The following is a 13811-nucleotide window of genomic DNA, read 5'->3' as shown; positions in this document are numbered from 1 at the left end:
ATCAAATCGTCTCTACCAGCGGACGGCCGATGACGGGGAAAGAGGCTTCTTACTGGATATCAGCGCGAGAGGAGTGTCCGGCTCTTGGGGGCTTTTCCGTTGATCCGTCGATTGCCCGAAACTGATAGAAAGGCGTGGCGGCTTTCAGCTGATATGAAAAGGGGGCGTTATGCGGAGTGCCGGAAGGACGTTGGCTGATTTTGGGGTGTTGAGCCCGGCGGAGAAGAAAGTGCTAGCCGCCGTACGAATGGGGAAAGAAGCCGCTATCGGTTCGGCGCGACCCACGGCCGAAACTGCCGGCAACATGGTTAGGGGGGACTTTATCCGCTTCTTGCTGCTTGGCGGCGATGATTCCGCGCCCGTGCATGAGGATGGCGTAAGAGTGTGTGGAGCTTGGATAAAGGGCGAGATCAGTCTTAGGTACGCGAAGGTGTGTTCGCTGAGGTTTCGCAATTGTGTGTTGGATTCCAAGCTGAAACTTGGCGATTCCGAGATCGCCGGAGTTTTGTTTCTTCCAGGTACATCGGTGCCGTGTATTTACGCGCCCAGAATGCGGTGCATTGGCAGTGTTTTCCTGAAAGACGGCTTCAAGGCGACTGGAGGGGTTGCGATTCGTAATGCAAGGATCGGGGGCAGCATCAACATCAAGGATGCGCAGTTCAGTGCCGGAGGCGACGATCTTGCGATAGATGCCGGTGGGATCGTCGTTGAGAGAGATGTCAGCTTTCTGGCCGGAGTTCAGGTTGTCGGAGCAGTGGATCTGGGCTTTTCGAAAATCGCTGGAACGATAAAATGTCAGGAGGCCAGCTTTAAGTCCAACCATGAATTCGCGCTATCGCTGGACGGTGCGGCGATCGGCGGCGACCTCAGATTTGATGACTCGACTATCGAGGGTGAGTTGCGGTTGATCGGTGCGCGCATCGAGGGCGACCTTTCGTTGTCGAAGGCGCGTTTGAAATGCGATCTCGACTGTCTTTCAATGGATAGGGCCAGAATCGGCGGCGATGCATATTTGTTGGATATGAAGACCGTGGGCTCCATCGGCGGTAGAGGGCTTGAGGTTGCCGGGGATATGTCGTTTGTTGGCGCCGAAATAAGTTGCGATGAAGCGACTTCGATAAATTTCGAGGGCGTGGCGATAGGGCGTGCGTTGATGTTCCATTCTCTAGCTAACCCGGTTTCCAACATCAATCTGGGCTTGGCTAAGATCGGTGCGATCGTCGACGACGTGGTGAGTTGGGGCGGTGGCACGGTGCTGGATGGGTTGAGCTACGGGCGGTTTTCGGGGCGTGCTTCCACCCGCGCTTCGGACAGGATCGAATGGCTGAAAGGCCAAAAGGCCGAGCATGTAGGGACTTCTTTCCGTCCTCAGCCTTGGCGCGAACTGCAGCGAGTGCTTAGAGAGTCCGGGCACGTCGAGGACTCCCGGCAGGTGGCGATTGAACTGGAACATAGCAAGCGAAATGTCGGGCTCATCGGCGCCACGCCGGAATCGTGGGCGGCTCCGCGGCGCTGGATGTATCGCAGCGCCAGCCGGTTTGGTCACTGGATGCTGTGGGTGCTTGTGGGTTACGGATATCGTCCCGTGCGCTTGTTTGCCTGGATGCTCGGCATTTGGTTGGCGTTCGGTGGGTATTACTTTCTCATGGCCGAAAGAGGGGTGTTTGCTCCCGCCGATCCCTTGGTCTTTCAGAACCAGGATTACAAGTCGTGCTGGTTGGACGGGAGCAAAGAGCGGGCCAATTGGTATGGATGCGCGGCTCTGCGGGACGAATATCCGGGCTTGAGTCCATTGGCGTACTCGCTGGACGTGTTGCTTCCAGTCGTGAATTTACGTCAAGAGGAGGCGTGGGGGGCGAAGGTTCCAACGCCTTTATCGCCTTGGTACCGAGAGCTGTTCGCGCTTGATTCGTATCGGCTGACCAGGCTCGCCATTTGGCTGCAGACGATCTTCGGTTGGGTGGCAACGTTGTTGCTGGTGGCTTTCTTGACCGGACTGCTCAAGCGCGATGAGCAGGCTTCATAGCGTCCGGATCGCAACTGAAGAGGGCGCGGCTCATGGCCGCGCCCTCTTGAATCCAATCAGTCCGAGGCCGTCGTCGGCCGCGTCTATAAGGTTCAGATAAACGGCACGAACGGAATATCGTCCTGCTTCAGCACGCGGTCGAGCAGCTTCTCGCCCTGCACGAAACCCTCGATGGCCGGACCCATCGGGGTCAGGCCGAACGGGCCGGTGTCCTTGAAGTACTGGACCGTGGTGTCCCAGGCCATCTCGGGCACGTCGCTGAGGTTGAGTTTGCCGGCGGTGATCAGCGATTGGTTGATGCCTTCCATGCTCAGCACGTCTTTGACGTCCGGGGTGGCGGCGATCACCAGCAGATCCTGCACGGGCAGGTCGTACAGGCCGGAGTTCACGTAGGCGTCGGGGTGCGAGCCGAAGGCGAATTCGCGGAAGCCTTCCGGGTCGCGTTCCAGGTTGGCGAAGCCTTCCGGGTCGCGGGTGCGGAAATCTTCGATGGCTTGCTGCAGCGCGTCGGTGGTGCGGTCGCGCCATTCCAGGCCTTGCGAGGACAGGTCGGTGGAGTCCAGCGCCTGGAAGCGCTCCATGTATTTCTGGCCGTAGCCGAGGTAATAATCCGGCGGTTCCATGCCCGGATTGCGCGCCTTGAAGTCGTCGACCCGCTGTTGGTAGTAGTTCGGCGAACCCACTTCCACCGGCGACGGCGCGGCGGGCGGCAGGACGGGGGCGGCGTAGATCCGGTCGATAGGTGGCAGCACGGCGGGATACTCGGGTACGTGGGTGACTGCAGACTACTTACGGCGGCGGGCGGCTGGAACTGGGGGTAACCCTAAGGGTGGGGTGGTTCCGGAGGGTCTGGATGGCGGCAGTACTGGCTGCGGCCGCGGTTTTGCGTCTGCCACGAGCCCCCTCTCCGACGGCGGCGGCCCTGCGGCTGATTGCGCACATCGCCCCACCGCCGCGCCTGCGGCGCAGGTCCGAGGGCCCGGCTGCGCCTTGAACCGCGTTCGCACGAGAACGAGGTTGGTGCGAGTTCTCATTTTCGGAATTTCGTCGCTGCTGTCTGCCAGTGTGGGCAGACCGACATCGCACGGCAGTTGCAAGAACGCTGTGCGACGTTCGAAACAAACGGAATTTGCGCAGAAATTTGCGATGTGCGGCGATGCCATCGCGGCATCCGGCCGTGCGCCGGTCGGATGATCGAGAGCCGTGTCCGTGACTTTGCGATTACGCAAGTGGCATGGACCGTAGATATTCGTGCCGCCGTGTGGCCATGTCGCGCGGCCTTGTCAGTCGGTCCACACATCGATGTGGACGTACGCATTCCTGACGCCTTGTTGGCCTGGGCCGAGCGTGATGTTTTGGCCGCGGGCCGCGCCCGGCCCACAGGGAGCACTACCGATATGTCCAGTTTCAAGGAGATCAAAATGAATGCCAGGACAAGCAAGGTCGAATCATCGCAGCACGTAAACAGCAACCGGATCGCATTGGCTATCGCATCGGCCCTGGTCGCTGCGTTGTTGCCTCTGGGCACGGCCGCGGCCGCGTTGGCGCCGCTGGTCAACGAGAACGCGCCGCGGCGAATTGCCGGGCAGTACATCGTCGTGTTCGAACAAGGCACATCGAGCGCGGTCGTCAACGCGTATCGGGATCGGGCAAGCAGGCTCGGCGCGAAAGTCGGCTACACCTACACGTCCGTGCTGAGCGGGTTCAGCGCTAGTCTGCCGGACAATGCCTTGCAGATGTTGCGCGAGGTGCCGGAAGTCGAGTACGTGGAGGTCGATCAAGTCGGCGAACTCCATACCGTTCAAACCAATCCGGCCGACGGTTTGGACCGAGTCAGCGAACGTCTGTTGCCGTTGGATCAGCGGTATACCTACAGCGAAACTGGCGCCAACGTGCATGCCTACGTGATCGATACCGGTATTCGTGCGACTCACAACGATTTCATCGGCCGCATCCTGCCCGGCATCAACACGATGAATAACTCCCAGGACACCAATGATTGCCACGGCCACGGCACTCACGTCGCCGGAACGATCGGCGGCACGACCTACGGCATCGCCAAACAGGCGTTGTTGCATCCGGTGCGCGCAGGCGATTGCTTGAATACGTATCTGGCGCCGGTGATCGCCGCGGTGGACTGGGTTACGGCCAATCATGTCGCGCCCGCGGTCGCCAATCTCAGCTCCGGTTTCTTCCCCAGCCCGACCCTGGACAATGCGGTCAACAATTCGATCGCGGCCGGCGTCACCTATACCGTTTCGGCCGGCAACAACAGCGGCAACGCCTGCAATCTTTCGCCGGCGCGCGTGCCTGCGGCGATTACGGTCGGATCCATCGATCCGACCAACGACACCCGCGCGAATTCGTCCAACTACGGCTCTTGCGTGGATTGGTTCGCGCCGGGCGTGAACATCCTCTCGGCGAGTCATGCCAACAACACCGCGGCGGTAGTGAAGTCGGGCACTTCGATGGCCGCGCCGCACGTCGCCGGCGTGGCGGCCCGTTTCCTCCAATACCATCCTTACGCATGGCCGGCGGTGGTTCGCGCCGGGCTGCACTGGGCGAACAATCACACAGGCACCCCAGGCTGGGGCGGGGTGATCAATCGCGGAGCCAATTCGCCGAACGAGCAACTGCATTACGGTTCGCTCAACAACGGATACAACGACGGCGATCCGCACATCATCACCGTCAATGGCCTGAAGTACGACTTCCAGGCCGGCGGCGAGTTTGTCGCCTTGCTTGGCGGCCCGGCCATGGAATTGCAGACCCGGCAGACGCCGGCTCCGGGGTATCCGTGGGTCAGCATCAACACCGCGCTTGCCGCGCGCGTCGGCAGCAACCGGGTGACCTGGCAGCCGGGTCCGAGCGGGATGCAATTGCGCGTGGACGGTGTCGTCACCACGCTCGATGCCGCGGGGTTGGCGCTCGGAGCCGGTGGCCGAGTGAGCCCGTACGGCAGCAACGGCATCAAGATCGATTTCCCGGATGGGACGCAAGCGCTCGCGAGTTCTTACTTGTGGTCGCCGCTGTGGTACATCAACCTTTCTGTGCACAACACCCAGGCCAGCGAAGGCTTGATGGGCGCATTGCAGCCCGGCGAGTGGAATCAGGCGGGTTTCGCTGATTCGTGGCGGGTCACCGACATGACCAGCTTGTTCGACTACGTCCACGGCGACTCGCCGGCTAAGTACGTGCATCAGCCGTACCCGGCCGACAAGAAGCCGGCGCTGAAAGCCGAAAACGTGACACTGGCGCAGAATGCCTGCGCCGAGGTCGGGGATGAGCGCATCCGCAAGGATTGCGAGTTCGACGTGGCCACCACCGGCGCGGTCGTGTTCGCCAAGAGCGCCAAGGAACAGGAACTGGTGCAGCGCGGCGCCACCCAAACCTCGCTGGGCGTGATCGGCGCGCGCGGCGGGGACAACACGACCTTGGCGGTAGCGGTCGCGCGTCTGACCCCGGGCGAAGGCGTTCCTGCCGGCAGTGTGCGTCTGTTGGTCGACGGGGATCAGTACGGCGCCGCGGTAGCCCTGGACAAGATCGGGCGGGCGCAGTGGAGCGTGCCGACGCCGGTCGCTTCCGGACCCAGCGTGATCGCTGAGTACGTCCCGGCTGGTGGCAGCGTGTATTTGCCCAGCAACGCGACGCTTGAGTACGAGGGCGGGATCCAGTAGCACGGTGGTCGCGCGGTCGGTGCGGTTTATGCATCGGCCGGGCGAAACGCGATCGCGGGTCGCAGGGTTCCTGCCTGGTTGTGTTCGATAAGCCTGCATCCGCGCAACAGCGCCCCGGCATCGTCGGCAACGGCGATGCCGGGGCGTTCTATCGTCCTCGGCTTTATCCCGCGCTTACCCCACACCCCGCCGGTGTCCGCGCCGATTCATGAAATTCGACCAGCAACCCCAGATCGGCTTGCGTCGGCGCCATGAACGCCTCGCCCAGCGCTCCGCGATAGCGCGCCAATTCGGTTTCGTAGCCGCGTTCCACCCGGCGCTGGGCTTGTTCAAGATCGGCCACGCCGATACTGATCGCCAGCATCTGCGGGCCGCCCTCGCGCAAGACATTGGCGGCGATGCCCGCGCCATCGGGTTGCAGCGCGAACAAACGTTTGCCGCCGACCGGTACGCAATACCCTCGCGCGGCGATCTGCGGAATGCGCACCCGCACCGCGCCGTTCAAGCCCATTTTCTCGAACTGCTTGCGGTCGGCGTCGGCATCGGCCGAGAGCAGCCAGATCGCCGACAGTTCGCGCGCGCCGTTGGGATGTTGCGGCGCGATCCGCGCGTCGGTGGTCCGGGTAGGCGTAGCGAGCAATTTGGCGTAGTCGATGAAGAACAGGTTGCTCGACAGCGGTTGCGGCGCGAACGCGAACAACCGCCAGCGCGGCGGATGCCCGGGGCCGTCGCCGTCGGGATCGTCCAGCGGCGCGGTAAAGATCGGCGTGGGCGCGAACCCTTGTTGCCGCAACTGGCCCGGCAGTTTGTCCAGGACCGTGGAGCGCAAGCCGAACGTGCGCGCGCCGGCGCCGCCGCGCAGCGAGGCCTGATCGGCCTGCATGCCCGGGTCCATTTCGGGATCGGCGCGGGTCTTGGCGAACAGTTCGATGTAGCTCAGGTCGCCCATGCGCACGTAGCGATTGGCCACGCCGCCGGGATTGCGCCCCGGTCTGACCTGGAAACCCAGTTTGACCGTGACGTCGGCGGTGATTTCATCGATGTCGCGGCCCCATAGCAGGGCGTGATCGATCTCGGTGCTGGGTTCGGACGATGGGACCGTTTCGGCCGCCAGCGCAGCCGAGGGGTGAATGCCCAGGAGCAGGGCGGACAACAGGACCGACAGGGATGTCGAACGTTTGCCGAACTTCAACCTCATTGCGTATCTCCGTACCGACGGGGTGAGTGCGCGCAGCATGCGAGCGGCGTCGCTAGGCTGCGCGCACAAACGGCCGGTGGCGGACACAGGCGGATGAAATCGGGTCCGTCGATGCGAATGCCGCCGGCCGCCGCGGTTTATCCCGCCGGCGGCGCGGCGCGGACGATGCGCATCACCGGGATGCCGAAGCAACGCGCCAACTCGTGAGCGATACGGAAGCGCACGGCGCGGCCGGATTCGGCCCGTTTGATGGTCGCGATGGAGACGCGGATGTTGCGGCGCCAACAGTCGTCGGCCAGTTCCTGCTGGCTCAGCAACCGGTCCCGGCGAAGCTGGCGCAGCAAGGCGCTGTCGAGCGCCACCTGCCCACGGTCGCGCAGCGTACAGCCGGGCGGCGCGGGCGGAAGTTCCGCGAACCCCGGCGAAACCGCGATGGTTTCGAACGGCGCGGGGTCGAACGGCAGGGGGTCGAATTTCGGGGCGTCGGCGCTGTCGGGCGTATTGAAGTCGTCCATGGGAAACACCTCATGAAAGGGAGCCGTACTGGAATGTTCCGCTGCTGCGTCCGCGTCGGCCGGGAATCCCCTTGCAGCGGCGAGAGCGTCCGCGGATCGTCGAGCGATCCGTTGCGACCAGCTTGCCGACGGCCGGCGGCGCTCGCCTTTCGGGAACCTGCCGGTTCGTATCTCGCTGTTTCTATTGCGCGTTTTCTTTCGCGCGTCGACGGGCCCCGCTGCGGCGAGTGCAACGACTGCGTCGACCCGCTGAGCGACGAAGCGCGTGTATGCGTAAAGAAGGCGCGCGCGGACGCAGGAGCACCATCACCGCCGGGTAGCGAGCGTTAGCCAGTGTCAGCCGAGATTGGGTCAATCGGCGATTGCTGCCGCGTGCAGGCATGAACGAACGTCGCGACGCGGTGGCCTGCCGCCGCGCTTATTCGCGTTCGTGTTCGATGGGCGGACGCTCTGGCCGCCCATTTTGCGGCGTGGGCAGCTGCGCCCGCGCCGAGGATCGGTGCGAAGTGCGTTTGCGCCGGAACCAGACATAGCTGACGACGATCACCACGCTTTGCAGCACAGCCAGCGGCGGGAAGAACAGATGGGTCGCGGTCCAGGCCAAACTGCCGACCAGGGCCACGATCATCGTCTTCGGCCCGATCCGGCTGGCGACGTACATGATCGCCACGAACAGCAATTGATACAGCAACACAGGCAGAGTCAGAACCGCCAGCAAGGTCACGACGCCGATCATGGGTTCAAGGCCGGTTGCGGTGAAAGAGCGCGCTGCTGCGGCAATCGGCGCATTCGCGGTAGAACTCCGCGCCGTCCTTACGCAGGCGCGGCTTATGCCCGGGCTGACAATTGAAGCGGATCTGGGTGTTGCCGCTGCAGCCGTCGCACTTGAAGTAGTAGCCGTACTTTCCGTAGAGGATTTCACCGGCTTGCTTGCCGCAGTATTTGCAGGTCGCGGCGTTGGGCTCCGCTTTGGCCGCCGGTAACGATACGGACGCGGGTAACGGCGGTGGCTCAGCGAATGTCGGTTCGATCCGCTTCGGCGCGGCTGCCGGTGGCTTGGGTGGGGTCGGGTGCTGTGTTTCATCGCTGTCGTGCGTCAACGGCCGATGCAAGGCGAGCAACTGCCTGGCCACGAACTCCACCGTCTCGCGCGAAACGATCCTGGTGGTGCTCTTGAACAAAGTAACCAGCGGATTTTCGTTATCGATGTCCTTCCAGATCTGTTTCTTGAGCTGGTCGGCCTTGATCACCCGAGTGGAGTCGAAGCGCTTGGATCGGTCGATGCGCGCGGCGGGGGCAATCAGAATCAACGAATGGAAAGTCGGTGAGATACGCAAGCCCAGCCGTTGCGGCCAGTCGATGCTGCCGGCGACGTCGCGAAGAACGTCGATGTGGCGCTCGTTCTGTTCCAGCGGCGAGGCCATTCCGGTGTAGGTCTTGCGATAGTTGTCCCAGCGCAGGAACTCGCCGCCGTCGTTGATCTTCAACCCGGCGTTGAAGTGCTTCGATTCCAGCACGTAAAGATCGAGCCAGCGATTGATCAGCAGATGGTCGATTTGCGCGGTGCGTCCGCGGTGTTCTATGCGCAGATCGTGGATCACCGCCCAGTTGGGCGAGCCAGCGAAATGGAAGTCGATCAGATAGGCCGATTCCATCTCGCCTTTGATCCCGGCCTTGCGGATGCGCAACTCGGCGGTGGCCTGCTTGGCGGCCGGGCCGGAGCCGGCGGCGCGAAGTTCCAGCGCTTTGAGCTGAGCCGATTGATCGTCCTTGGTCTTGATCAGCACGCAGGTGTTCCCCCTTGCGGCCGAGCATAACCGGCCAGACCGGTTAAGCGAAGCACATCGGATCACTGTATTCCGCGGGGGAGGGGAGTCGGGTGGCCGTCGCCGGGATGAATGCACATGTTTCGTGATCTAAGTGTCCTCCGCCGCGACGAGGCCGCTTTCACGCCGCGCTTACCCGTTTTTCACGGCGGTCTTCTCGGCGCATGCTCGAATGCCCGCCAAGACCGAAACCGGGAGAATCGACATGATCAGGCCGTTTGCAGTGCTGGCGTCAACGTTCTCGCTAGCCGTTTGCGGGCTGGCCGCGGCCGCCGTGACGACCGTGAGCGGGCAGGGGCAAAGCTACGATCCGGGCATCGCCCTGGAAGACGCCCGCGCCGATGCGGTGCGCAAGGCGGGACGCCGGTCAAAGAGGTCTATAACCACGTCACCCGCACCAATCTGTGGTCGGCCAGTTCGATCTGGTCGTGCGAGGTGCCGTGATTGCGATTGAGACAGGCGAACGCGCGATGCGGCCGCGAAGTCTTCAGCGGCGGATGCCGAGTACGCCGTCGAGCGCCAGTTGGGTCTTGAATCCGGCCTTTTCCAATCGCTTCGCCACTTCGCGCGGGACATCGCGGCCGCTGGTGAGTTTGTTCGGGCTGCCGGTGTAGTGGAACAAACGGCCGCCGCGACGCAGGACCCGCGCGAGGTGGTCGTAGAAGGTCTGCGAGTACAGTTCGCCGGCGATGCCGAAGCGCGGCGGGTCGTGGAGCAGGGCGTCGACCGAGGCGTCGGCGATCTGGACGATCGCTTTGGAAACGTCGGCATGCGCGAGTTGCAGGCGGCCGCCGCTGTCGGGTGCGTCGGGATCGGGCGACCACGGGTTGAGCGTGCGCAGCCACAGCACGTCTTCGTTCTTTTCGAACGATTGGATCCGCGCAGCGCCGGATTGCAGGCAGCACGCGGCGAAGTAGCCCAGGCCGCCGCAGGTGTCGAGTACGGTCTTGCCGCGCGGTTCGATCAGCTCGACTTTGCGCCGGGCGTCGTCGATCGGCGAGAGCTGGGCGCTGACCAGCATCTTGATGCCGTCGATCTCGAAGGTCGGCGTGCCCCACTGTGTCGGCACCAGTTTGATCAGCGAGCCGGAGAAGCGCGAGACCGGCGCGAAGTCTTCGCCGTCCCAGTAGTAGATGGTGCGGTCCTTGAGCGCGGTCGGATAGGGATAGCGTTGGCCGTTCCACTGCCACCGGTCGCGGTCGAGCTGCGCTTGCCCGCTGGATCGGCCCAGGTCCAGCGAGCCGCTCCATGTACCGGTATCGGCGCGCGCGGCTTGCAGTTGCTCGGCGATGGGGCGGGTAAGCAAGGGGCCTGAGTAATGCGGCACGGCGGGCGGTCTCTGCGGGGCAGGCGCCAGCATAAAGGGCCCGGGCGCATATCTCGACTCGTGCGCCCGGGCCGGGTTGTCGGTCGGTGGGTCGAACCTAGGCGCCCGGTACCGGCAGACACTCCATCACTTCCACGCCATCGCCGGGAAAAATGGCGAAATGCGGGTGGTTTTCGAACAATCGCGCGGCCGCTTCATGCGACGCGGCGCGCACCACGGTGTAGGCGCACAAGGCGTTGCGGAAGTCGGCGATGCCGTCGCTGCCGATGCGTTTGGTTTTGCCCAGCGGGGTGCCGTGATCGACGATAGCGTCGGCGTGGGCGGCGACCCAATCGCCCCAGGCCTGCATGCCTGCGCTTTCGCGCGCGGCGCGGGTGGCGTCGTCGAGTTGGGTCCAGGCGTCCATCGAGGCCGGTGAGCCGGTGAAAACGGCCAGATAGTTCTTCATTGCGGGTCTCCTGTGGCGTGCGGGGGCGTGGGGTGTCGGTGCGGGCGAGCGTCGCGGGATCAGCGGTCGCCTTCTTTCTTGCTGCCTTTGAGCAGGGCGACGACGGCCATCGAATGGCCGTGGCCCAGGCCGAAGTCCTGCTTGAGCCAGGCGATGATGGCGCCGGCCTTCACCCCGGGGCGCAGGCCGTTGGCGTCGGCATAGCCTTTCTTGGCGGCCAGAGTGCGCAAGTTGGCCGGAGTTTTGCCGGTTTTGGTTTGGATGGTGTCTAGGTAGGCCTGGAATGACATGGGAACTCCTGGGTGGGTATTGGTACGTCGAACCAGGGGGGCGGAAATCGACAAGCCACAGCCAAAGCGAATCCCCCGGCGCGCTGGGCCTGTCTGAATCGGGCTGCGCAGGCGCCAGCCCCCTTTTTCAAAGGGGGCGAGTTGTCGCGGGGGCGGCTCCGCTTCGCGTCGCCGCCGCTGCAACTCCCCCCGCTTTTGCTGTTCCCCCCTTTGAAAAAGGGGGGCAGGGGGGATTTGCTCTTGGCTCCACCCGCCCAACCAACGGCCCACGACACCCTCACCACCCCTGGGCTAGGCTCCCGCCTTTCCACCGGAAACCGTCCATGAAGCCTTCCCGTTTGAGCCTGAGTCTGGCGCTGGCCGCCGCGTTCGCCGTTTCCTCCGCCCATGCCGCCGGCGCCGCCGCCCAGGGCAAGCCGCAATTAGGCAGTTTCGGCGTCGATCTGAGCGCGCAGGACAAGAACGTCAAGCCGGGCGACGATTTCAACCGCTACGTCAACGGCCACTGGCTGGATACCTATCAACTGAAGGACTACGAGACCTCGTTCGGTTCGTTCAACCTGCTGCGCGACCAGTCCGAGGCGCAGGTGCACGCGATCATCGAGGAACTGCGCCAGAGCAAGCATCTGGCCGCGGGCAGCGAAAAGCAGAAGCTGCGCGATTACTACGCCAGCTACATGAACCGCGCCGCGCGCGATGCCGCCGGGATCGCGCCGCTGCAGCCGGTGCTGAACCGGATCGCGGCGATCGATTCCAAAAGCGCGCTGATCCAGGCCTTCGGCGCCGCCGATCTGGACGGCACCACCGCGCCGCTGCGTCTGGGCGTGGACCTGGATCGCAAGGATCCGGACAAGTACCTGGTCGGTCTGCGCGTCGGCGGCCTGGGTTTGCCGGATCGCGATTACTACCTCAATCAGGATGCGCGTTTCGTCGGCATCCGCACCGCGTATCTGGCCCATATCGAACGCATGCTCGGCTTCGCCGGCATCAAGGACGCCAAGGCGCGCGCGCAGGCGGTGCTGGATCTGGAAACCGAGTTGGCCAAGCCGCAGTGGGAACGCGCGCAGCTGCGCAACCGCGACAAGACTTACAACGTTTCGACCTTCGCCGAGCTGACCAAGCAGTACCCGGGTTACGACTGGGCCGGGCAGGTCCAGGCGCAGGGCATGCCGGCGCTGGACCGCGTCAACGTCGCCACGCCCAGCGCGGTGCAGCCGGTGATCGAAACCATCGGCCGCACCCCGCTGCCGGTGTGGCGCGATTACCTGACCTTCCACGCCGTGCGCAACAACGCCGCGCTGCTGAGCCGCGAACTCGACGATGCGGCATTCGCCTTCAACGGCACCGTGCTGAGCGGGCAGAAGGCGCAGCGCGACGACTGGAAGCGCGCGGTGGCCACGGTCACCGGCAGCGAAGGCTTGGGCGACGCGATGGGCAAGATCTACGTCGAACGCCACTTCTCGCCGCAGGCCAAGGCGGCGATGCAAACCCTGGTGGAGAACCTGCGCAAGGCGCTGCGCAGCAACATCGAGAAGATCGACTGGATGGGCGATGCGACCAAGGCCGAGGCCTATCGCAAGCTGGCCAGCTTCCGGCCCAAGGTGGGCTATCCGGACAAGTGGCGCGATTATTCCAGCGTGACCATCGTGCCGGGCGATCTGGTAGCCAACACGATGCAACTGCGCCGCTACGCGCGTCAGGATCAGGTCCGCCGCATCGGCACCCGCACCGATCGCGACGAATGGTTCATGACCCCGCAGACGGTCAATGCGTACTACAACTCGACCTTCAACGAGATCGTGTTCCCGGCCGGCATCCTGCAGGCGCCGTTCTTCGACCTCAACGCCGATCCGGCGGTGAATTACGGCGGCATCGGCGCGGTGATCGGCCATGAAATGGGCCACGGCTTCGACGATCAGGGCAGCAAGTCGGACTTCGCCGGCATCCAGCGCAACTGGTGGACCGACGCCGACCGCGCCGGTTTCGAGCAGCGCACCAAGGCCCTGGGCGCGCAGTACGACGCGTTCTGCCCGCTGCCCAAGGTCTGCGTCAACGGCCAGCTGACGATGGGCGAAAACATCGGCGACCTCGGCGGCATTTCGATGGCCTACACCGCGTATCAGCTGAGCCTGGGCGGCAAGCCGGCGCCGGTGATCGACGGCTTGAGCGGCGATCAGCGCTTCTTCCTGTCGTGGGGCCAGATCTGGAAGAGCAAGTACCGCGATGAGGCGCTGCTCAATCTGATCAAGACCAACCCGCATTCGCCGGGGCAGTACCGCGCCAACGGCCCGCTGCGCAATTTCGATCCGTGGTATCAGGCGTTCGAGGTGAAGCCGGGCGATGCGATGTATGTCGCGCCGGAGCAGCGCGTGCGGATTTGGTGAGGCTTGGCTAGGCCTGCGATAGCGGGCTTGAGGTAGAAAGCGGGGGCGGATGCTTCGGCCGATGCGGCTGTTGGATTCGCCCCTTCGTTTTGTCTGGGTGGGATACGTGGAGTTGGGATT

11 protein-coding genes are annotated in these 13811 nt (G+C 63.8%); 3 read left to right on the top strand and 8 right to left on the bottom strand.

The window, feature by feature from the left end; genetic code table 11:
* The first annotated feature begins 190 nt into the window (after positions 1-190).
* Complete coding sequence (locus V7787_RS37680; RefSeq protein WP_336092733.1) at positions 191-2026, top strand: hypothetical protein; 1836 nt, start codon at positions 191-193, stop codon at positions 2024-2026.
* Between the two features lie 92 nt (positions 2027-2118).
* Here the strand turns inward: V7787_RS37680 and V7787_RS37675 are convergent, their stop codons facing one another.
* Positions 2119-2778, bottom strand: coding sequence for a hypothetical protein (locus V7787_RS37675; RefSeq protein ID WP_336092731.1), 660 nt, complete (start codon positions 2776-2778; stop codon positions 2119-2121).
* Positions 2779-3447: 669 nt separating this feature from the next.
* On the opposite strand from V7787_RS37675, the gene V7787_RS37670 reads away from it, so the two are divergent.
* The gene (locus V7787_RS37670) at positions 3448-5703 is read left to right on the top strand and encodes a S8 family peptidase (protein WP_336092730.1); all 2256 of its coding nucleotides are present in this window, start codon (positions 3448-3450) and stop codon (positions 5701-5703) included.
* Between the two features lie 163 nt (positions 5704-5866).
* Here the strand turns inward: V7787_RS37670 and V7787_RS37665 are convergent, their stop codons facing one another.
* From V7787_RS37665 to V7787_RS37635, 7 genes are all read right to left on the bottom strand, one after another.
* A complete protein-coding gene (locus tag V7787_RS37665) occupies positions 5867-6901 on the bottom strand; it encodes a VOC family protein (protein WP_336092729.1) in 1035 nt (344 codons plus the stop codon).
* 137 nt (positions 6902-7038) lie between these two features.
* Complete coding sequence (locus V7787_RS37660; protein WP_336092728.1) at positions 7039-7416, bottom strand: helix-turn-helix domain-containing protein; 378 nt, start codon at positions 7414-7416, stop codon at positions 7039-7041.
* 418 nt (positions 7417-7834) lie between these two features.
* The gene (locus tag V7787_RS37655) at positions 7835-8152 is read right to left on the bottom strand and encodes a hypothetical protein (protein ID WP_336092726.1); all 318 of its coding nucleotides are present in this window, start codon (positions 8150-8152) and stop codon (positions 7835-7837) included.
* 4 nt (positions 8153-8156) lie between these two features.
* Positions 8157-9203 carry a nuclease-related domain-containing protein gene (locus tag V7787_RS37650; RefSeq protein ID WP_336092724.1) on the bottom strand — a complete coding sequence of 349 codons (1047 nt, stop codon included), beginning with the start codon at positions 9201-9203 and terminating at the stop codon, positions 8157-8159.
* Between the two features lie 526 nt (positions 9204-9729).
* The gene (locus V7787_RS37645) at positions 9730-10569 is read right to left on the bottom strand and encodes a class I SAM-dependent methyltransferase (RefSeq protein WP_336092722.1); all 840 of its coding nucleotides are present in this window, start codon (positions 10567-10569) and stop codon (positions 9730-9732) included.
* A gap of 97 nt (positions 10570-10666) precedes the next feature.
* On the bottom strand, positions 10667-11017 hold the full coding sequence (locus V7787_RS37640) for a hypothetical protein (protein WP_336092721.1): 351 nt from the start codon (positions 11015-11017) through the stop codon (positions 10667-10669).
* Between the two features lie 59 nt (positions 11018-11076).
* Positions 11077-11307, bottom strand: coding sequence for a DUF4287 domain-containing protein (locus V7787_RS37635; protein WP_336092720.1), 231 nt, complete (start codon positions 11305-11307; stop codon positions 11077-11079).
* A gap of 323 nt (positions 11308-11630) precedes the next feature.
* Here V7787_RS37635 and V7787_RS37630 point away from each other — a divergent pair, with 323 nt between their 5' ends.
* The gene (locus tag V7787_RS37630; RefSeq protein ID WP_336092718.1) at positions 11631-13691 is read left to right on the top strand and encodes a M13 family metallopeptidase; all 2061 of its coding nucleotides are present in this window, start codon (positions 11631-11633) and stop codon (positions 13689-13691) included.
* The last annotated feature ends 120 nt before the right edge of the window (positions 13692-13811 follow it).

It is taken from the genome of Pseudomonas sp. CGJS7, assembly GCF_036961695.1.
This window is presented reverse-complemented; position numbering and strand designations above follow the sequence as displayed.

Bases quoted from the DNA above. Each gene is read 5' to 3' on its own strand.
- V7787_RS37670 (WP_336092730.1), top strand. From the start codon at position 3,448: ATGAATGCCAGGACAAGCAAGGTCGAATCATCGCAGCACGTAAACAGC.
- V7787_RS37665 (WP_336092729.1), bottom strand. From the start codon at position 6,901: ATGAGGTTGAAGTTCGGCAAACGTTCGACATCCCTGTCGGTCCTGTTG.
- V7787_RS37660 (WP_336092728.1), bottom strand. From the start codon at position 7,416: ATGGACGACTTCAATACGCCCGACAGCGCCGACGCCCCGAAATTCGAC.
- V7787_RS37655 (WP_336092726.1), bottom strand. From the start codon at position 8,152: ATGATCGGCGTCGTGACCTTGCTGGCGGTTCTGACTCTGCCTGTGTTG.
- V7787_RS37640 (WP_336092721.1), bottom strand. From the start codon at position 11,017: ATGAAGAACTATCTGGCCGTTTTCACCGGCTCACCGGCCTCGATGGAC.
- V7787_RS37635 (WP_336092720.1), bottom strand. From the start codon at position 11,307: ATGTCATTCCAGGCCTACCTAGACACCATCCAAACCAAAACCGGCAAA.
- V7787_RS37630 (WP_336092718.1), top strand. From the start codon at position 11,631: ATGAAGCCTTCCCGTTTGAGCCTGAGTCTGGCGCTGGCCGCCGCGTTC.